Annotated in this window: 17 protein-coding genes; 8 read left to right on the top strand and 9 right to left on the bottom strand. The window is 48.4% G+C overall.

Translation table 11 applies throughout. The features are described 5' to 3' along the window. Nucleotides 1-26: 26 nt before the first annotated feature. The 4 genes from FOE74_RS04725 to FOE74_RS04740 all read right to left on the bottom strand — a co-directional run bounded on the left by FOE74_RS04725 (nucleotide 27) and on the right by FOE74_RS04740 (nucleotide 4559). A complete protein-coding gene (locus FOE74_RS04725) occupies nucleotides 27-809 on the bottom strand; it encodes an aminoglycoside 6-adenylyltransferase (RefSeq protein WP_149097427.1) in 783 nt (260 codons plus the stop codon). Continuing rightward, a complete protein-coding gene (locus FOE74_RS04730; RefSeq protein ID WP_149097428.1) occupies nucleotides 806-1279 on the bottom strand; it encodes a DUF5655 domain-containing protein in 474 nt (157 codons plus the stop codon). Before FOE74_RS04730 ends, FOE74_RS04725 begins: the two co-directional genes overlap by 4 nt. A 170-nt stretch (nucleotides 1280-1449) precedes the next feature. After that, nucleotides 1450-2322, bottom strand: a complete 873-nt coding sequence (locus FOE74_RS04735; protein ID WP_149097429.1) for a hypothetical protein — start codon at nucleotides 2320-2322, stop codon at nucleotides 1450-1452. After that, nucleotides 2319-4559, bottom strand: coding sequence for a Piwi domain-containing protein (locus tag FOE74_RS04740; protein ID WP_149097430.1), 2241 nt, complete (start codon nucleotides 4557-4559; stop codon nucleotides 2319-2321). Before FOE74_RS04740 ends, FOE74_RS04735 begins: the two co-directional genes overlap by 4 nt. Before the next feature lie 284 nt (nucleotides 4560-4843). On the opposite strand from FOE74_RS04740, the gene ccoS reads away from it, so the two are divergent. The 8 genes from ccoS (at nucleotide 4844) to FOE74_RS04780 (ending at nucleotide 13573) form a co-directional block, all read left to right on the top strand. Next, nucleotides 4844-5050 (top strand): cbb3-type cytochrome oxidase assembly protein CcoS, encoded by a 207-nt coding sequence (ccoS, locus tag FOE74_RS04745; protein ID WP_149097431.1) that lies wholly within the window; start codon nucleotides 4844-4846, stop codon nucleotides 5048-5050. Continuing rightward, a complete protein-coding gene (gene ccoN / locus FOE74_RS04750) occupies nucleotides 5040-7226 on the top strand; it encodes a cytochrome-c oxidase, cbb3-type subunit I (RefSeq protein ID WP_149097432.1) in 2187 nt (728 codons plus the stop codon). Before ccoS ends, ccoN begins: the two co-directional genes overlap by 11 nt. 111 nt (nucleotides 7227-7337) lie before the next feature. Then, nucleotides 7338-7532, top strand: coding sequence for a hypothetical protein (locus FOE74_RS04755; protein WP_149097433.1), 195 nt, complete (start codon nucleotides 7338-7340; stop codon nucleotides 7530-7532). Further along, on the top strand, nucleotides 7529-8740 hold the full coding sequence (locus FOE74_RS04760) for a c-type cytochrome (RefSeq protein WP_149097434.1): 1212 nt from the start codon (nucleotides 7529-7531) through the stop codon (nucleotides 8738-8740). Before FOE74_RS04755 ends, FOE74_RS04760 begins: the two co-directional genes overlap by 4 nt. Before the next feature lie 1088 nt (nucleotides 8741-9828). Then, complete coding sequence (gene ccoG, locus FOE74_RS04765; RefSeq protein WP_149097435.1) at nucleotides 9829-11229, top strand: cytochrome c oxidase accessory protein CcoG; 1401 nt, start codon at nucleotides 9829-9831, stop codon at nucleotides 11227-11229. 249 nt (nucleotides 11230-11478) lie between these two features. Then, nucleotides 11479-11952, top strand: coding sequence for a FixH family protein (locus tag FOE74_RS04770; protein WP_149097436.1), 474 nt, complete (start codon nucleotides 11479-11481; stop codon nucleotides 11950-11952). 3 nt (nucleotides 11953-11955) lie between these two features. Beyond that, the gene (locus tag FOE74_RS04775; RefSeq protein ID WP_149097437.1) at nucleotides 11956-12660 is read left to right on the top strand and encodes a sulfite exporter TauE/SafE family protein; all 705 of its coding nucleotides are present in this window, start codon (nucleotides 11956-11958) and stop codon (nucleotides 12658-12660) included. Between the two features lie 28 nt (nucleotides 12661-12688). After that, entirely contained in the window at nucleotides 12689-13573 is an 885-nt protein-coding gene (locus tag FOE74_RS04780) for a universal stress protein (protein ID WP_188686242.1), read from the top strand. Between the two features lie 133 nt (nucleotides 13574-13706). Here FOE74_RS04780 and FOE74_RS04785 read toward each other — a convergent pair whose 3' ends face one another. The 5 genes from FOE74_RS04785 to FOE74_RS04805 all read right to left on the bottom strand — a co-directional run bounded on the left by FOE74_RS04785 (nucleotide 13707) and on the right by FOE74_RS04805 (nucleotide 17439). Then, nucleotides 13707-15059: a M56 family metallopeptidase gene (locus FOE74_RS04785; RefSeq protein WP_149097439.1), complete on the bottom strand. Its 1353-nt coding sequence runs from the start codon at nucleotides 15057-15059 to the stop codon at nucleotides 13707-13709. Further along, nucleotides 15049-15429, bottom strand: a complete 381-nt coding sequence (locus FOE74_RS04790) for a BlaI/MecI/CopY family transcriptional regulator (protein ID WP_149097440.1) — start codon at nucleotides 15427-15429, stop codon at nucleotides 15049-15051. The genes FOE74_RS04785 and FOE74_RS04790 overlap by 11 nt, the downstream gene beginning before the upstream one ends. A gap of 314 nt (nucleotides 15430-15743) precedes the next feature. Further along, nucleotides 15744-16031: a DUF1456 family protein gene (locus tag FOE74_RS04795; RefSeq protein WP_149097441.1), complete on the bottom strand. Its 288-nt coding sequence runs from the start codon at nucleotides 16029-16031 to the stop codon at nucleotides 15744-15746. 345 nt (nucleotides 16032-16376) lie between these two features. After that, nucleotides 16377-16736 carry a hypothetical protein gene (locus FOE74_RS21155; RefSeq protein ID WP_192576591.1) on the bottom strand — a complete coding sequence of 120 codons (360 nt, stop codon included), beginning with the start codon at nucleotides 16734-16736 and terminating at the stop codon, nucleotides 16377-16379. 43 nt (nucleotides 16737-16779) lie between these two features. Further along, nucleotides 16780-17439: a DUF3885 domain-containing protein gene (locus tag FOE74_RS04805; RefSeq protein ID WP_149097443.1), complete on the bottom strand. Its 660-nt coding sequence runs from the start codon at nucleotides 17437-17439 to the stop codon at nucleotides 16780-16782. Nucleotides 17440-17542 lie beyond the last annotated feature (103 nt).

Below are 17542 nucleotides of genomic sequence, written 5' to 3' on the forward strand. Positions count from 1 at the left end.
AACAACATTGCTTCCGCGGCGGCTTTCTACTTTTTCTGGGCCTGCATTTCCTCAAAGTAGCGCATCACCTTTTCTTCTGTCTCTTTTTGAAGGTGGATGTTTTCATAGAGCGCGGTCCTTAGCTTTCTGTACAGGTCAACGGCATGGTGTAGGCTGTCTAACAGGGCTTGCCGGTTATACTGCGGAATGGTTTGTTGCAGGAGGGCCAGGTCTTGCTGGTGCAGGTGGCGTTCTACTTTTCTGACGCCTCTGGGCAGGTTTCCGTTTTTGATGTGCAGCAAGGGGCCAAACACCACCATCCGGAGGAATCCGAAAAAATCATAGGCCTCCAGGTTTTCACCCCGGCCAATCTTCAGCAAGGCGTAATGGACCCAAATCCAAAACCGGTCTTCTATCCATTGATAATCTGGGTAGGGAAACTGGGCGGTGGAGTTATTCAAGACCTCCTGAAGTTGCCCTTGGGGATCAAGTAAGAGGGTGGGAGTTTCCACCCGGGTTTGAAATTCATCCAGGGTCAGGAATTTTATATCTACGTGCAGCAGGGGCTTGTCATAGAGGCAAATCAAGACCCTTGGCTCGCCCACGTGTTCTCCCGTGAAGCCAGATAACAGGTTGCCTAGCTTTTGGGCGTACGCCAGCATGTGGTCTTTGCTGCCTGACACCTTTTCTTTGGTGACCAGAACGAGGTCCAGGTCAGAGAATTCGTCTAGCTCGTTGGTAAGCCAGGAACCGCCCACCGCTAGCCCGATCACGTTTGAATCAACTGCCAGAATCTTTCTGGCTTTTTCTGCAAAATCAACTTGCATCATGGTCTTGTTTTCTTTTGGTTAGGATGGCTGCCTCGGCCTTGTGAAGACGGTGTTCCTTTCTCCGCATCAGCCTCATATGCCAGGCGCATGTAGTGTAGCACTTCCTCATTAATGTCCTCGGGCTCATAAAGCCTTAGCCAGTGATTGGTTTGCTTTTCGCCTATCTGTCCAATTTTATGGAAGCACAGCGTATCAGCATACACCTTGCTCAGCGGAATATAAATGTCTATGAAGTTTCTCCCCAGTTTGTAGATCATGCAGAAGCGGGTGTTCTTGGCCAAGGAGAGCATAGACTTGGATGGGTGAATCCTGAAATCCCCAATGGTACGGTACTGTTCCAGAAAATGATGGTACAGCCCAATGGTCACGTCAGACTTGCCGCGCAGAAAATCAGCCTCGGTTTTCTCCAGACAGGAATGGGTCTGGTTGGCGCGTAGGAAGGCTTGCGTGCAGGTGGGACAGGTCCACATGGGCTTTGACGTTTAGGGCTTAGTTTCTGGAAAATAGGTTGGAAACACATTTTCCACTCAAGTGGTTTTGAGAATACTGTTGGTAATACTTGGATAACTATCTGGTATCCTATACTTTTTAATTCTCTATATCTATGGTGCTTTGATGTTAATGGAAATGTGTTCGTAAATTAACTTTTAATATAACCTAAAGCATTATATAAAATTTTTCTTATATAATTTTCAAGTCGATCTTTGAAAAAATACAGGGAACTGATTCCAATGCCACCGCTAATTAAGAACTCTAATATCTTTTTTATTCCAAAGTAATCTTTGATCAAAGGGAATTTGATGAAGATAATGTAAGCAATAATTGTGATGATAAAATGAACAAACAGGCTTAAAAATTTGGATAGTTTTTCAATTCTATTTATAAAATTATTTTCAAACAATCTTATATTTCGGTTGTGTTCATAATTATTTATATCTGAGTATAAAATGCTTAGTTCAGTTCCTCTAATATGAGCTAGATTTAATACTTCCAAATTAAATGTTGGTTCTGATCTCCATCCTTCTTGGAAAGCCTTAAGTATTAGTGATGGTTTAATATCCTTGTCTCCTCGGATGTCTACTAATAATAGTAACAAAGGTGCATATGTATTAGTAAGATCACTATGGCCTTCTAAAAAGTTTCTACATGTGGTTGATAATAGATTCCTCTCCTCATCAATTGTTTGCTTCCAAAAGTCAAGAATTTTTAGAATCCAATCTTTATTTAAATGGAACTTAGCAACAGTACAGGTAACTAAAAAAACTAAAATGTCATCATAGATCCAAGTGCTATCTTTTTCTGGGACCCTTTGACATAAAGTATAGTAAATATTAGAAGCTTCTTCTGAATTATTATTGCCTAAGCTATATAGCATAGCTTGTTTTGCTTGAGGTATTGAAGAATAATCTGCCTTTAAGATGCTTTTGACATGGCCATGAAATACATAATCGTAAAGCTCTTTAAGAAGAGGTTGAGAACTAACTCTTTCTAATATTTTAGAGATAGTCATCATAAAAACCACTTTTTAAATTTTAGATGTGTTGTTACAACTAAGGGATTCCATCCTGGTAATGATCTTAATTGATGAAGTTGTTTTGCTATTAGAGTAGAGTAAAGTAAAGTAGCAGGTAAGTTTGAAGGCATGAAAGTTCTAAAAGACATATTCATAAGCCTATAAGATTGTTGAACAATGTACTCTAAATCTTTAAATGTCGATTTTTCGTGAATTTTGATAAGCAAAGGGGAACTGATGCCTTGCTTATCTGATTTAACATCACTTGGGCCTTTTGTTTGGAAAAGGCATGATCTATTATCTAAAACAAAGTTTTCACCTCTTTGTGGTACTAAAGTTCCCTTTTTGCCTCCATATTTAGTTTGTAATCCAGGTTGATTTAAATCAAAAAGTAAAAATGGATGTTTTTGAGAAAAAGTTACAAATGAAAACCTGATGTTATATTTGCTTATTTGTTCCACTAATAAGGACACAACATCAATTTCTAGATTTTTCATTGGTTTGAAAACGTGAAAGATAATTCTAACATTATCGCCTTCGCTCCATCCGTATTCCTTGGCAATCAATTCAAGGGAGTATTTTAAACTTTGTAAAAGCTCATTAAAATAGTCTTCATAATTAACATCTTGTGATTTATTGCTAAATATGTATTGTCCGTCTGCAGAGAAAAAGGTTGAGATTCCTACAACTCTTGATTTTTGAGTTCCACTATATTTAGATTCCCTTATTAAGGAGCTGCCAATGCCTATAATTAGTTCTCTATCTACAGTTTGGTTAGATGGCATAGTCCATGGTGTGCCTCCTAATTTAGAATATAGTTGAAGAGCAAAGGAGTCTATAATGTAGTCTGGTTTTCTCGCATTTTCGGCTTTTATAAATTGAACAGGAATGCCTAATGCATAGAGATGTGCCTTAATAGTGTAATAAGGATTGCTTTGTGTAGGTCTGCTTGAAAATTCTTCTCTGGTTTCTACTATAGCTATATCTGGATTTAAATTGTTATTGTTTCTAATAAATTTTGAAAATTGTTCTAAATAGGACTCTGTTGTGTATTCTTTAATTTCGTATAGTACATATTCTATAGTCCTCATTTTATATTTTCCAGTCATCCCATTTGGAAAATAGTCTGAGTTAAGAACTCCATTTCTAAGCTGAGCCAAAAATGTTTCAAACCCACCTCTATTTATTTCGTGACAGATTACAAGGATTTTGGGAGAACTTAACTCAGCACGGATACCATAATCATAAGGACCGAACATACTCAAGCCTTGACTGGGGGATTTATGTACCCTAGTCATTGATGAGTTAAAAATATATTCAGGTTTAACTAATTGAAAGCCATTATGTGGTAATTGGTTTGTGTTTTTAATATTAAATACAAATCCATCAGAATTCTTAAATTCTAAGTTGATGATTTTATTAGCTATTTGTGTTATCTCTTTATAGGCGTTGGTAGGGTTATTTAAGAGTTTTTTCTTTTCTTTCAGTGAAGAAACTATTTGTTCACTTTTTCTTTCTCCGATTTTGTGAGATAAATATATTTTTACGTTTTCTGTAGAGCGATTTAAATATAAGTCACTTAGTGGGTATTCATTCTTTCCAAAATTTGTATCAACGAAGGCTTTCCCGTTCCTTATTCCTATTACTCTTCCCAGTGATTGTTCTTCTGGAGCCACTACTCCTTTGGATGCATCACTATTAGATAAGATATTTACTTCAAGATTAAGTAAATCAAAGCCACTTTTTGTTAGTTCTAAGCAGTTTTTATCTAGGAACCACTTGTAAAAAGTATTGACAACCATTCCGTATTGAAATTTTCCATTTAGGTTCACTGGTCTAAATGATATTTCAATCACCTTCTTGAATGATAGTTCTGGTATTGGAGTAGAAATTATAGAAGTTAATAAATTGTCTTTCTCATTTTGAGAAGGTAAGATAAATGGATCAAACCCAGGTAACCTTTTTGGAAATGTTTTTATGAAAGCTCTGAAGAAGATATGCTTTATTAAAGATCCTACTAAAAGGATATTCTCTTGTATATTTAATGTAACGGTCTCACCAATTTCTATTGCATCATTTTCACCAGGTGAAATGTAGATCCAATTGCCATTTCTAAAGAATGAATGAGTGCTATTGTGCTCGTTTCTCAGAACTTCGATTAGTCCTTCACTAAAAGGTATTCTTTGAATCTGAAAATCTTCAAAGGTAATATCGACAGGAAAAATGTTACTATGCATAAGATGTTATAGAGCCTAGAGCTTTCCTCTAAGGGAGGGAGCGATTTTTATTTAATTTATATCTGTTTATACAATTTTTTAATAATAGACCTAAATATAGGATTATTCTTTCTCATGTTCTCCCCTCTGACATCAATCACCGCCTAAACTGACGCCCATCATCTTTTTCCCTCGGCCTACATCTGACCTTTGTCACAACTGAAAGGGCCAGGTAAGCGCCGAAGCGGACACATTCACTTCTTTACCGCTGCCACCTGTTTCAGGAGAGATACACCGGCAGCGCCATGAACATCATTTTCCTTTTAATCTGCATCAGTCTTCTGGTGGCCATCCTGTTCCTGGGGGCCTTCCTATGGGCGGTGCGTTCGGGCCAATATGAAGACGACTATACGCCTTCGGTGCGCATTCTCTTTGACAATGAATTAACCAAAAAACAGCCTATTACTTCTATTTCTACTAAACCTATGGAGGACACCGCACATGTTAGCTGAGGTTCTAAAAGCACCGGGCGGGGCGCTCAAAAACAGCGTCCGCACCGTTGAGACATTCTATTATGACAACAAGATTGTCCGTGATTTCGCCTATGCCACCCTGTTCTGGGGCGTGGCCGGCATGCTCATAGGGGTGATCATCGCATTTCAGTTGGCGCGCCCTGAACTCAACATGGGCACCGAGTACACCACCTTCGGGCGGGTGCGGCCCCTGCACACCAACGCCGTGATCTTCGCCTTTGTGGGCAACGGTATTTTCATGGGTGTGTACTACTCGTTGCAGCGCTTGTGTAAAGCCCGCATGTACTCAGACGTGCTGAGCAAGATCCATTTCTGGGCCTGGCAATTGGTGATCCTGTCTGCGGTAATCACGCTGCCCTTAGGCTACACCACCTCTAAAGAGTACGCAGAATTGGAGTGGCCCATTGACCTGGCCATTACCGTGGTGTGGGTGGTGTTTGGCTGGAACATGTTCGGGACCATCATCAAACGCTGCGAGCGCCACATGTACGTGGGCATCTGGTTCTACATTGCCACCTTCTTAACCGTGGCGGTGCTGCACATTGTGAACTCCTATGAGATTCCGGTGACGTTCATGAAAAGCTATTCTGGCTACGCCGGGGTGCAAGATGCGCTGGTGCAGTGGTGGTATGGCCACAACGCGGTCGCGTTCTTTTTAACTACCCCGTACCTGGGCATGATGTACTACTTCCTACCGAAGGCCGCCAACCGTCCGGTGTACTCGTACCGCCTGTCTATCATCCACTTCTGGTCTCTGATCTTCATCTACATCTGGGCCGGTCCGCACCACTTGCTGTATACCGCCTTACCCGACTGGGCGCAGTCACTGGGGGTAGTGTTCTCGGTGATGCTGATTGCACCCAGTTGGGGCGGGATGATCAACGGGCTCTTAACCCTGCGCGGCGCCTGGGATAAAGTGAAAGAAGAGCCGGTGCTCAAGTTCATGGTAGTGGCCATCACGGCCTACGGCATGGCTACCTTTGAAGGCCCGCTCATGTCGCTGAAGAACGTGAACGCCATTGCCCACTACACCGACTGGATAGTAGCCCACGTGCACGTAGGCGCCCTGGGCTGGAACGGTTTCCTCACCTTCGGTATTCTGTACTGGTTGCTGCCGCGCATTTTCAGAACCCAACTGTATTCAAAGAAACTGGCCAACTGGCACTTCTGGTTGGGCACGCTGGGCATCCTGTTCTACGCCGTGCCTATGTATTGGGCCGGGTTTATCCAGGGCCTGATGTGGAAACAGTTCAACAACGAAGGCATGCTCCAGTACTCTAACTTCCTGGAGACCGTGCTGCAGATTGTGCCCATGTACTACCTGCGCGGTATTGGCGGCGTGCTGTACCTGAGCGGCGTGTTCCTGATGATCTACAACGTCATCAAAACCGTGAAAGCCGGTAACCTTTTGGCCAACGAGGAAGCCCAGGCCGCTCCGTTGATGCCTGCCGCCGTGATCAAAGCCGGCGAAACGCACCAAGGGGGCCACTGGCACCGCATGATTGAGCGCAGACCGGTACAAATGGCCGTGTGGGCTACCGTGGCCATCTTGATTGGGGGTCTGGTAGAGATGATCCCTACGTTCCTGGTAGAATCTAACGTGCCTACCATTGCCTCGGTGAAGCCTTATACCTCGCTGGAGTTACAGGGCCGCGATGTTTACATCAAAGAAGGCTGCGTGAACTGCCACTCCCAGATGGTGCGGCCGTTCCGCTCAGAGACCGAGCGCTACGGGGAGTACTCCAAAGCCGGTGAGTTCGTGTATGACCGTCCGTTCCTGTGGGGTTCTAAGCGCACCGGGCCCGACTTGCACCGGGTAGGGGGGAAGTACCCTAACTCCTGGCACTACCACCACATGCTGGACCCCACGTCTATGTCTCCGGGGTCTATTATGCCGGCTTACCCCTGGCTGTTTGAGAAAGACCTGGACACCTCAGACACCCAGGCCAAGATTGAGGTGCTGACCAACCTGGGTACCCCGTACGCTCCCGGCTACGCCGAAAGAGCGAACGAAGACCTGATGCGCCAAGCTCGTGAGATCGCCGCTGATCTTAAAAAGGAGAACATTGAGGTAAAGCCCGAGAAAGAGATCGTAGCCCTCATTGCCTACCTACAACGCCTGGGTACTGATATCAAAGTGCAAGAAGAGAAGTAGAGAAGAGACACAAGACACAAGATATAAGACGCAAGATTTAAGATACAAGACGAGCCAAAATAAGATTGAAAAATCTTATGTCTTGTGTCTTACGTCCCAAAATAAAGAGCCATGTACAAAAGTGTTTTACAATCCATAGACGGCATAGAGATCTATCCTATTGTCTCCTTCGTCATTTTCTTCGCCTTTTTCCTGGGCTTGCTGGCCTACGTGGTGGTGGTGAAGAAAGAATACATCCAGAGCATGAAAGAAATGCCGCTGGCCAATGAGAACGGAACTACCCACCCTCTAGACCTGCGGTCATGAAACGATTGATACCCTTATTTGCCCTTGCGCTCACCGTAGCGGGGGGAAGCGTGACGCCTGCCGCTGCGCAGGACGCCGTAAAAGGCAAAGCGATCTTTTACGCCAACTGCGCCGCCTGCCATGCCGTGCAAGAGCAGGTGGTGGGGCCGGCCCTCAAAGATCTACACAAGCGAAAGGAGGAGAAATGGATCACGGCCTTCGTGAAAAACTCCACTAAAGTCATTGCCAGCGGTGACAAACAGGCCCTGGAGGTGTATGAGAAATTCGGGAAGGTGCCCATGACCAGCTTTGAAGGCTCCCTCTCAGATGGCGACATCAAAGACGTGATTGCCTACGTGAAAGAGGAAAGCGAAAAGCCCGCGGAAGCCAAAACCCCAGAGGTAGCGCCAACCGGCGATGGCAGCAAAGGAACCGGGATCGCTCCAGCGGCTACCTTTAGTTGGAGAGCCTTGCCGCCCACTACGCAGGTATTGGTGGCCCTCATCGGGTTTCTGGTGCTCCTAGTGTTGGTGGTGCTGGGCATGACCTTCTTCCAAGCACTGCCGCTGCTGGGGCAACTATATGACAAACCCCAACTGCGCCACACGCCCATGGCTCGCCTGGTGGCCCTGCTGCGCGGCGATACTTCTACCATTACCGGCACGCACAAAGACATCCTCATGGAAGACCACACCTATGACGGCATCTTTGAGTTTGACAACGACCTGCCGCCCTGGTGGAAGTACATGTTCTACGCCACCATCGTGTTTGGGATTGGGTACCTGCTGCATTACCACGTGTTCCAGAGCGGGAATTTACAGATTGCTGAGTACCAGGCCGAGGTGCAACAGGCTTCTCTCCTGAACCCCGCCGGCAGCGACGAAGGCAACGTGAACGAGGTAACAAACTTCCAGCCGCTCACCGAGGCGCCTAAACTGGAAGCCGGCAAGGCCGCCTTCATTCAGAACTGCGCCGCCTGTCACGGCCAGGAAGGCCAGGGCACCGTAGGTCCCAACCTCACCGACGAGTTCTGGCTCCACGGCGGCGACGTGAACGCCATCTACAAAACCATCAAATACGGTGTGACCAGCAAAGGCATGGTGGCCTGGCAGAAAAAGCTCAGCAATGACCAGATACTGGAAGTGTCTAGCTACATCCTCAGCATTCAGGGCAGCAACCCGGCTAACGCCAAAGCCCCACAGGGCGAGAAATACGTGCCTAAGAAGTAAAGTACATGACACCCTTTATTCGCTTAGTTTCACCGTGGCCTCTACTATCTGGTAGAGGCCTTTTGGTTTTTAAAAGTTGGTGGAGAGGTTAATGGTGGCTTTCACTGGTAGTTTCTCTTTTGGCTGAAACTCCCCCTTTGAAGGGGGCGAAGGGGGATATTGACACTTGTTGATCCTCTTTCCATGCTTTCTTGTGCATGCCTTTTGCCATGGCTAGCGTAGCGGCGGCTGTTGGCGAAGGCCCTTATGCAGCTCTTTGCATAGTAACCCTTCGTGCGCTCACGGCCGCGAGGCCCCGTCTTCCCCTCTCGCACTGCCCTTTCGGCCTTAACCGTTCCTCTCTCTTAGCTGCTGCTTATCTAGGGCCAAAAGCGAGGCGCGCTCGGGAAAGACTGGAATAGGCAATGCGTGAATGAGGAGGAAGGATGCGTAAGTTCAGGTTGAAGGATAGGAATACTTTAAGGAACTCCTCCTCATGGAGGAGAAAACCTGAACCGTAGGGAGCCAAGACCTCACAGGTTTTGAAAACCTGTGAGGTCTACCACCATTCCTGACGCAAGTTCTACCACCATTCCTGACGCAAGTTCTACCACCATTCCCTACGCATAGCCATGTTCCAGCCTTTCGCTTGAGCGCCTAGCACTCGACCGACCCTGAGCGAAGCGAGGTGGGCGGAGTAGAGGGCACAGCGCGAGGGCGGAAGGCGGGGCCTCGCGGCCGTGAGCGCTTAGCGGCGGCAATGCAAAGAGCCGCTCATGGATCAACGCTAGAAGCGGAAAAGCCAAGGGAACTACATACTGCATGCTCCAAACTTATATACACATGCCAATGGTTATAGGCAACCTGCGGTCCCGGCCATCTCCTAAAAAGAGGCGTTCCTTTCCAGCCTATTTTCCTAAAATTTCTTCTAAAACAAAGCTTCTCCCTCAAAACATGACGAAGATCATATCCTTCAATGACGCCTGAAATGGGAATCAGCTACCGGTCCCGGTACTTTTACACCATGCTATAAAGGAACAAACGCCTGAGCAAAGCAGAGTAAAACAACACCCCCTCCTCGCTGCCGGGCGCACAACCGGTAAGAGACCATGAGTATAACCGTAACAGATCCAGAAACCTACCGTGACACCATCTCCACGGTAGGCAAAGACGGGAAACTGGTGTGGCTGTACCCTAAAAAGCCCTGCGGCAAACTGTACCAGTACCGCAAGTACGTGAGCTACGCGCTCCTGACGCTGTTGTTTTCGGGGCCGTTCCTGAAAGTGAGCGGCTTGCCCTTCCTGCTGTTCAATATCCCGGCCCGCAAGTTCGTCCTCTTTGGCATGATCTTCTGGCCCCAGGACTTCTTCATTCTGCTGGTGGGTTTCATGGCCTTCATCCTGTTCATCATTCTGTTCACGGTGGTGTACGGCAGGGTGTGGTGCGGTTGGGTGTGTCCCCAGACCATATTCATGGAGATGGTGTTCCGCCGCATAGAGTACTGGATAGAAGGAGATGCCCCAAAACAGAAAGCCTTGGACAAAGCGCCCTGGACCACCGAGAAAGTCTGGAAGAAAACCGCCAAGCACACCTTGTTCGTGCTGGTGTCTTTCTTCATTGCCCACACCTTTCTGGCGTACATCATTGGGGTAGAGCAACTGCAGAAAATCATGACTGATGGGCTTGGCGCCCACGTGGGCGGCTTGTTTTCCCTGGTACTGTTCACGGGCGTGTTCTACTTTGTGTTTGCCAAGTTCCGGGAGCAGGTATGTACCATTGTGTGCCCGTACGGCCGGTTGCAGGGCGTCATGCTGGATAAGAAATCCCTGACGGTAGCCTATGACTTCGAGCGTGGTGAGCCCCGCGGGAAACTCCGCAAAAACCAGGTGCGCACCCAGGGCGACTGTATTGACTGTCACCAGTGCGTGCAGGTGTGCCCCACGGGAATAGACATCCGAAACGGCGCGCAGCAGATGGAGTGTATCAACTGTACCGCCTGCATTGATGTCTGCAACTCTATCATGGACCTGGTAAACAAACCGCAAGGCCTTATTCGGGTGGCCTCAGAAGAGAGCATCGCGGAGAAGATGCCCTGGAGGTTCACCGCCCGCATGAAAGCCTACACCGCGGTTTTGGTGCTGTTGGTAGGCGCGTTCGTTGTGCTGCTCATTACCCGCACCAACATTGAGGCCACCATTTTGCGCACGCCGGGCATGCTCTACCAGCAAACAGACCACGGCACCGTCACCAACCTCTACAACATCACCCTCATCAACAAAACCGACCAGGAACTGCCCATCATCCTAAAAGTGCTGTCTTCCGAAGGATCAATCCAAGTGGTGCGCAATGAGTTGGTATTGCCCCGGCAAGGGCTGGTGGAAGGGGTGTTTTTTGCCGAAATCCCTGAAAACAGCCTGGAATCTGCCTCGTCTAAGATTGAGATAGGGGTGTACAGCGGCGACAAACTTATCGCCACCGAAAAAACCAAGTTCCTGGGACCGGGGAGGTAATGTGCTAATTGCTCAATGTGCTATAGGATTTGAAAATTTGAAGATTTGAAAATTTGCGGATGGAAAAAGGTCCTTTGGCGCGGGACTACAATCTTGTGATTGAGGAGGACGCGAGTCTCCAGATCTGCCGGGATCCAAGAGCTGGCAAGCAGATCAGCATATACAGAACCTCGCACAAAGAATAAAAGGAAGAAGCGTTTTCCTTGCCTTTTCCTTTAAACATCCAAAAACTGACTATCAGAAACAACTATGGCTACCCCTACCACCTTTATCCAGACCAAGCAGCGCTCTTTGCTGCCTTACCTCATCATTATGGTTTTTGTCTTTTTCGCGAGCTACATCGGGTTTATGGTGTACAGTGCCATGCAGAGTGATGTGAACCTGGTGAGCCAGGAGTATTACGCTGAGGAACTGGCCTATGCCCAACGCATGCAACAGATGACCCAGGCCCGGGCGCTGGAACAGCCCATCCATGTTATGCCGGTGCCGGCCGCAGAGCAATTGGTTATCCGGTTTCCGGTGGAGTTAGCCAACGCCACTGGTACGGTACACCTCTTCCGGCCATCAGACGGCAAGCTAGACGTGATTGTGCCGCTTCAACTGAACGCCGAGGGGCTTCAGCTCTTGTCTACCGCTACGCTGAAGAAAGGGCGGTGGCGGGTGCAGCTGATGGTCCAGAAAGACGGCAAAGAGTATTACCACGTGCAGGAGGTTACGCTATAGGGCATGTGGTGGGCAGGGTTGATCATTGGCTTTATTAGTAGTTTCCATTGCGTGGGGATGTGCGGCCCCATTGCCATGGCGCTGCCCGTTGGCAGGGGATCCGGCGTTTCCTTTGTGGGAGGCCGGCTCCTGTACAACCTGGGCCGCGTGACTACTTACACCACCCTGGGCCTGGCCGCCGGACTGTTGGGCCGTACCCTGCAACTGGCCGGCTGGCAACAAGTCCTCTCCATCGCCTCTGGCCTGCTCATGCTCCTTTTGGTGCTCCTTCCTAAAATACCCGCCGAAAACGCCGGCCAGTGGCTGGGCACCCACCGTTGGTGGAATGCGGTGCGAAAGGCCATGGGCAAACGGTTTCAGAATCCATCAGTGGGGGCTTTGTTCATGGTGGGGGTGTTGAACGGACTCTTGCCCTGCGGCATGGTCTACTTTGCCTTGGCCGGAGCCGTGAGTGCGCCGGGGGTGGGCGGGGCCATGCTCTACATGGCCCTGTTCGGGCTGGGCACGCTGCCGCTCATGTGGCTCGTATCACTGTCGGGCCGCCTGGTCCAGCCCAGGTGGCGGGCGCTCATGCGGAATGCCGTGCCTTACGTAGCGGCCTGCCTGGCGGTCTTGTTCATTCTGCGGGGCCTGAACCTGGGCGTGCCCTACCTGAGCCCCAAACTAGTTTCCACTGAACAGGCCGCCCCGGTGTGCCATGTTCCCTAACCCGATAGTTCGTTATAACCTTACCTTCATGAAGCCGAACCCAAGAATCCTGCTGCCCTTTAATTTTACAGATGCCTGCGTGGCCGCCTTACAATATGCCAGCCAGTTGGCCGCCCACCTCGGTGCAGATATTGTGCTGCTGCATTGTGCCGGTGATACGCAATTGACCGCCACCTACCAAAGTCATCTCATGTCGCGCCTGGGGTCGTTCACGGATAGGTACATGGGCCCGGCCCTTAAAAGCCTCACCCGTTTCTGCGTGGTACGGAGCGGCTTTCTGCGCGAGAACCTGCCTTCGGTGGTAGAGAACCACCGGGTAGATTTGCTGGTGGCCAATCCGGAGGCGCTGCTGGAGGACATTGCCCCCGGACAGGTGCTTTCCCTCCCTGAATTCGCGTCTTGTCCCATGCTGCTGGTGCCGCCCCAGGCCCTGTTCCAGCCCCTGAAAGAGATAGTGCTCAGCGTAGACCTCACAGACCTGGACGCCGGGGTGCTGGAGCGGGTGCAAAAGCTGGCCCGAACCTTCTCTGCCCACCTCACGCTGTTGCACCTGCACGGCAACGTAGAGGCAGTGCAACTGTGCCAACTGCAGAAAGCAGCAACTCAACTACGGGCTGAACTCACGTACCGCAACACGACCATTGTCTGCCAGGAAGAGGAAGACCTGTTAGAGGGCTTCAATGATTTCTCAGAGCTGTACACCCCAGACCTGTTTGTGGTAGCCACCCGTGACACGCACCTGCTGCACGAATATTTCTCAGGCCGTTACCGCAAAACCAGCGCCTACCACTTGCACACCCCACTGCTGAACCTGTACCAGGCCCATAAAACCGCCTGCTCTGGTGGCTGCACGCATTGCAACACCCGGGAGCGCCAGTTAGAGCAGGAAACGGTTTCTGCGGCGCAGGGGTAAGCAGAACATCATAAAGGATGAGTAGGTTTACTGCCTGATTTCTGTAAAACCGCCTTAAAAGCAAAAAGCGCTAGATTCATTTCTAGCGCTTTTTTAGGTGTTTTAACTAAGGGTAGACCCTGTCCCGTTTAGATTATTCTAAAGGACCGTATCCGGTAAGGTAAATGGGTGGAGCAATTTTGAAAGCTTTGCCCTGGAACTGTGCGGTGACCTTGGTCAAGTCTTGCTCAAATTCCTGCTTGATGGCGTTCTTGTCATTTTTAAACCCATCAATAATGATGGCAAAAGGAATAACATAAGTCACCGGGGAAGTAGCGCCGTGGGCCTCCCAGGTGGGCATCAACTTCACCACCCGTAACACTTCCTGCTCTAAAGAGGCATGGCGGGCCTGTAGCACTTTGAAATTGCCAGGAGTACCATCTTTTGCGACGGTTACTTGCACAAATACTCCTCCGTATTCGTTGTTCTTTTGAGAACTGGCCGGTATCCTCATTTCGTTGGCCAGGAACTTCACCAGAGCTGGCGTTCCGCCGGGAAATTGAGGCTCTGCAGGGGAAGTGGAGGCAGCCGGGGTGGAGGCAGCAGAGGAGGCATTTTCCTGCGTAGCCAATTGATTGGAAGAAAGCGAAAGAGCCAGCAAACCCAGCAGCGGGAAGGCCAAGACTTGTTTCACTTTGGAGGTTCGGCGGTTGGGTTCGTGAATCATTTTCAGTCGTTTTAGAGTGAGAGATTTATTGAAGTGATGCCCTAGGGTAAAATTGTTCTTTTGTAAAACCTGTCTGGCCAGGAGCAGTCCGTAGCCTGTTCTGTCCTCGGTTTGAATGACCTGCGCATCAGCCAGGAATTCATGGGTTACCATGAGCGCTTTCCGGTAGAGAAAGAGGAGGGGGTTAAACCAGAATACAATGGCTAAAAGCTCCAGGAACACCAGATCATAGCTGTGCCCCTGGGTCACGTGCACCCGTTCATGCTGCAGAATGCGGGCCTGTTCTTCCTGAGTCAGCGGTTGTGAGTTGTCCCAGAAGATGTACCGGAAGAAAGAAAACGTGGGCCATTCTCCGTGGGTGGGAATAACAGTGAGGCTGTGCACCTTCTCTTCCCGCCCTTTTTGCTTCTGGATATAATTGTACAGGTGGTACAACTGCCGCACGAATCGGAAAGCAAATACGCCCACCCCTATTCCATAGAGAAGCAGCAGAACAGAATCCCAGCCTACCATAGTGCTACTTGAGATAGGTTCTCCTTCAACCGCTACCTTTACTACATAGGGCGTGAGAGAAGGCACTAAAGGTGGAATGACAGCTACCTCCTGAAAAGAAGGTACTTCCATAAAAGGAAGCAGAAAAGAAACCACGGTGGCACCCAGTAAATAGAAGCGGTTGTACCGGAAGCACGCCTCATTGCGCAACAGAAGCAGGTACAGCAAGTAAAAGGCCAGCAGGCAAACCGTGGACTCCGCGAGGTAGGTAACAAGGCTATGATGCATGGTCGTCTTTTTTTGTGTTATCCTTTACATACCGTACCAGGTCTTCCAGTTCTTTCACATCTAGTTCCTCTTCCTTGGCGAAGAATGAGACCATGCGCTTAAAAGAGCCGCCAAAATAGCCGCTGACAAAATTCTTCAGGAAAAACCGCTGGTAGTCGCTCTTCTGGATGAGGGGATAATACTCATGCGTTTTCCCGTAGGCCGTGTAGCCTACAAAGCCTTTCTTTTCCAGGATCCGGATGATGGTGGAGACGGAGTTGTAGATTGGTTTAGGCTCAGGAAACTGCTCGATCACATCCTTCACGAAACCCTTTCCCAGGCTCCATAGAATCTGCATCACCTGCTCTTCGGCTTTGGTTAACTCTTTCATAAGGAGGAAGTTGTTTGCTTGACTAAACGTATAACTTAATATTTAGTTATGCAACTTAACTTTAAGTTAATTTTTTTTTCAGACTTTGGTTTCTCTCGTTTTTAAAGGATTAAAAAGGATGGGAAGGTTGGTTTTGGGCTGCCTTAAAATTTACCAACAATTAAGTTTGAGTCCTGCCCAAGGTGGAAGTTTTTGGCTGCTTTTCAGGAAACAGCAGGGAAATAGGACCTCCCTAAACAGACACAAAAAAGCCGTTTCAGGGCGCTTTTCTATAAAGCAGCCCTGAAACGGCCATGATGCAAATGGATTACTTTCTATTTCTTGCGGGGAGGGTAGGCCATGGGTTTACGGGCCGGGGCAGGAGTAGCAGCGGGTTTCTTTTCCTCCGGAGTGCCGCGCATGTGAATGACCAGTCCGTTCAGGAAGTTACGCAGCAGTTGGTCACCACAGGGCTTGTAGTTGGGGTGGTCTTCTTTACGGAAAATAGCCCCTAGTTCACTTTTGGTCACGTTGAAGTCCACCAACTTCAGGATATCGACGATGTCATCATCCCGGAGTTGGAGCGCCACGCGCAGTTTTTTCATGATATCGTTGTTGGTCATAGTTTGTCGTATTTGTCTGTCCGCGAAAGTACGTATACGCATTAGAAAAGCAAGCATGTTCCAGAGATGCAAATTTTAACCTTTCACCTCTTCCCTTTGGCCTTGTACCTCTGTTGAAGGCGACCCTGATTTTAACTAGGGAAGGAGGTTTAGGGGCTGTTTTCTGAAAGTGCGGCCAAAACGATTTACATGGCACCCTCCTTAAATAGGCCTGATTTAACGGGAGGAACAGGAGAGAGGCAGTTTGTTAACGAGGCCTGCCTAACCGCGCCTCCTCTGGCAAGGCAGCCACCTGGAGGGAGGCGGAGGTTCGGAACTTCTTGATTCTTTTGGTTCCGTTGAGCATCAAGGAGAGAAGTGGCAAACGCCCGTAGAACGCGACGGCCATCCTTGGTTTGGCAGGAAAAGATTGGGAAATTCGCCAAAAGAAAACGCCTTGACCGGCAGGAGTAAATTTCCCCCTTCGCCCCCTTCAAAGGGGGAATCTTTCTGTGTGCAGAAGAAGGAAAGCAGGCGCATAAGAAAGAAAATAAGTGCCTTGGGCGAGCTAACAACAGTAATGGTTGTGGTCATCAGCAGTTCTGGATAATTAAAAACGCAAAGATGATCCCGATTGGGTATAAGGCCGGGAGACCTGATGGGGAAGAGACAAATCATGAAGGGCGCCTCTGTCTTAGGCTTTTTCAGACTATCGATCTCGTGCATGAGGCGTGCAGGCCCTCGGCCGTAGCATGGCTTATGCACCTTGTTATAGCCCGTTTTTCTTTAGGGCGTTATCAATTTGCTCACGATTACATTCCAGAATCCAGTCGTTGAATTCATGGTATATAGGCAAAAGAGTTTCCCTGTCCTTCGCCACAATATCCAGCCCACGGTCATCATACATGTAGTAGATTAACTTTCTGTCAATGTTCAGGAAGAAAACCTCTTTGTGCGTGAGAAAACCCCTGCTATCCAACCTAGGTTGCCGAGGAGGGAAATCCACAACACTAATGGCCGCTAAAATATTGCGGTAGTCCACCCTGTCAGTTGTGAGTTTAGCGACTGCAACATTCCATATGTCTGTCTTATCGGCTGGCTCATAAAGCCTGTGGACTTTAAAGTACGTCAATCCTTCCTTTGTCAGCCCTTTGATTTGCTTGAAGCAGTAATTGGAGAACCTTATTTTCCCGCGTTTGTCAGTGCGCTCCTGCAGAACAAGGTAAATTCTATCGTTTAGCTTGAAAGCAGCCTCAAACAAGGCTATTGCCCGTCGCTCCACTTCTTGAAAGTATTCATCCGTGTTCGTTTCACCCACCTGGAGGTCAAACCTCAAGGCATTGCCCCAGTTGAAGAACAAGGGTGCTTTGATTTTCAAACCTCTGAAATTCTCTTCAAGGAATTGTCTATATTCTTGTTTGAGTGTCAATCTCGATTTTTATATATGGGCTATAACTTTGGTACTGCCGGAGGACTAGTAAGAGACAAGGCGGTGCCTGGTTTTTACCCCAGTTAACCTTTCTTTTTCCTAA

The sequence above is a fragment of the Rufibacter glacialis genome, from assembly GCF_008271745.1.
Taxonomy (GTDB): domain Bacteria; phylum Bacteroidota; class Bacteroidia; order Cytophagales; family Hymenobacteraceae; genus Nibribacter; species Nibribacter glacialis.

Coding starts and splice junctions, on each gene's coding strand:
- FOE74_RS04785 (WP_149097439.1), bottom strand. CDS start 15,059: ATGCATCATAGCCTTGTTACCTACCTCGCGGAGTCCACGGTTTGCCTG.
- ccoG (WP_149097435.1), top strand. CDS start 9,829: ATGAGTATAACCGTAACAGATCCAGAAACCTACCGTGACACCATCTCC.
- FOE74_RS04795 (WP_149097441.1), bottom strand. CDS start 16,031: ATGACCAACAACGATATCATGAAAAAACTGCGCGTGGCGCTCCAACTC.
- FOE74_RS04735 (WP_149097429.1), bottom strand. CDS start 2,322: ATGATGACTATCTCTAAAATATTAGAAAGAGTTAGTTCTCAACCTCTT.
- FOE74_RS04730 (WP_149097428.1), bottom strand. CDS start 1,279: ATGTGGACCTGTCCCACCTGCACGCAAGCCTTCCTACGCGCCAACCAG.
- FOE74_RS04755 (WP_149097433.1), top strand. CDS start 7,338: ATGTACAAAAGTGTTTTACAATCCATAGACGGCATAGAGATCTATCCT.
- ccoN (WP_149097432.1), top strand. CDS start 5,040: ATGTTAGCTGAGGTTCTAAAAGCACCGGGCGGGGCGCTCAAAAACAGC.
- FOE74_RS04780 (WP_188686242.1), top strand. CDS start 12,689: ATGAAGCCGAACCCAAGAATCCTGCTGCCCTTTAATTTTACAGATGCC.
- FOE74_RS04770 (WP_149097436.1), top strand. CDS start 11,479: ATGGCTACCCCTACCACCTTTATCCAGACCAAGCAGCGCTCTTTGCTG.
- FOE74_RS04790 (WP_149097440.1), bottom strand. CDS start 15,429: ATGAAAGAGTTAACCAAAGCCGAAGAGCAGGTGATGCAGATTCTATGG.
- FOE74_RS21155 (WP_192576591.1), bottom strand. CDS start 16,736: ATGCACGAGATCGATAGTCTGAAAAAGCCTAAGACAGAGGCGCCCTTC.
- FOE74_RS04725 (WP_149097427.1), bottom strand. CDS start 809: ATGATGCAAGTTGATTTTGCAGAAAAAGCCAGAAAGATTCTGGCAGTT.
- FOE74_RS04740 (WP_149097430.1), bottom strand. CDS start 4,559: ATGCATAGTAACATTTTTCCTGTCGATATTACCTTTGAAGATTTTCAG.
- FOE74_RS04760 (WP_149097434.1), top strand. CDS start 7,529: ATGAAACGATTGATACCCTTATTTGCCCTTGCGCTCACCGTAGCGGGG.
- FOE74_RS04775 (WP_149097437.1), top strand. CDS start 11,956: ATGTGGTGGGCAGGGTTGATCATTGGCTTTATTAGTAGTTTCCATTGC.
- ccoS (WP_149097431.1), top strand. CDS start 4,844: ATGAACATCATTTTCCTTTTAATCTGCATCAGTCTTCTGGTGGCCATC.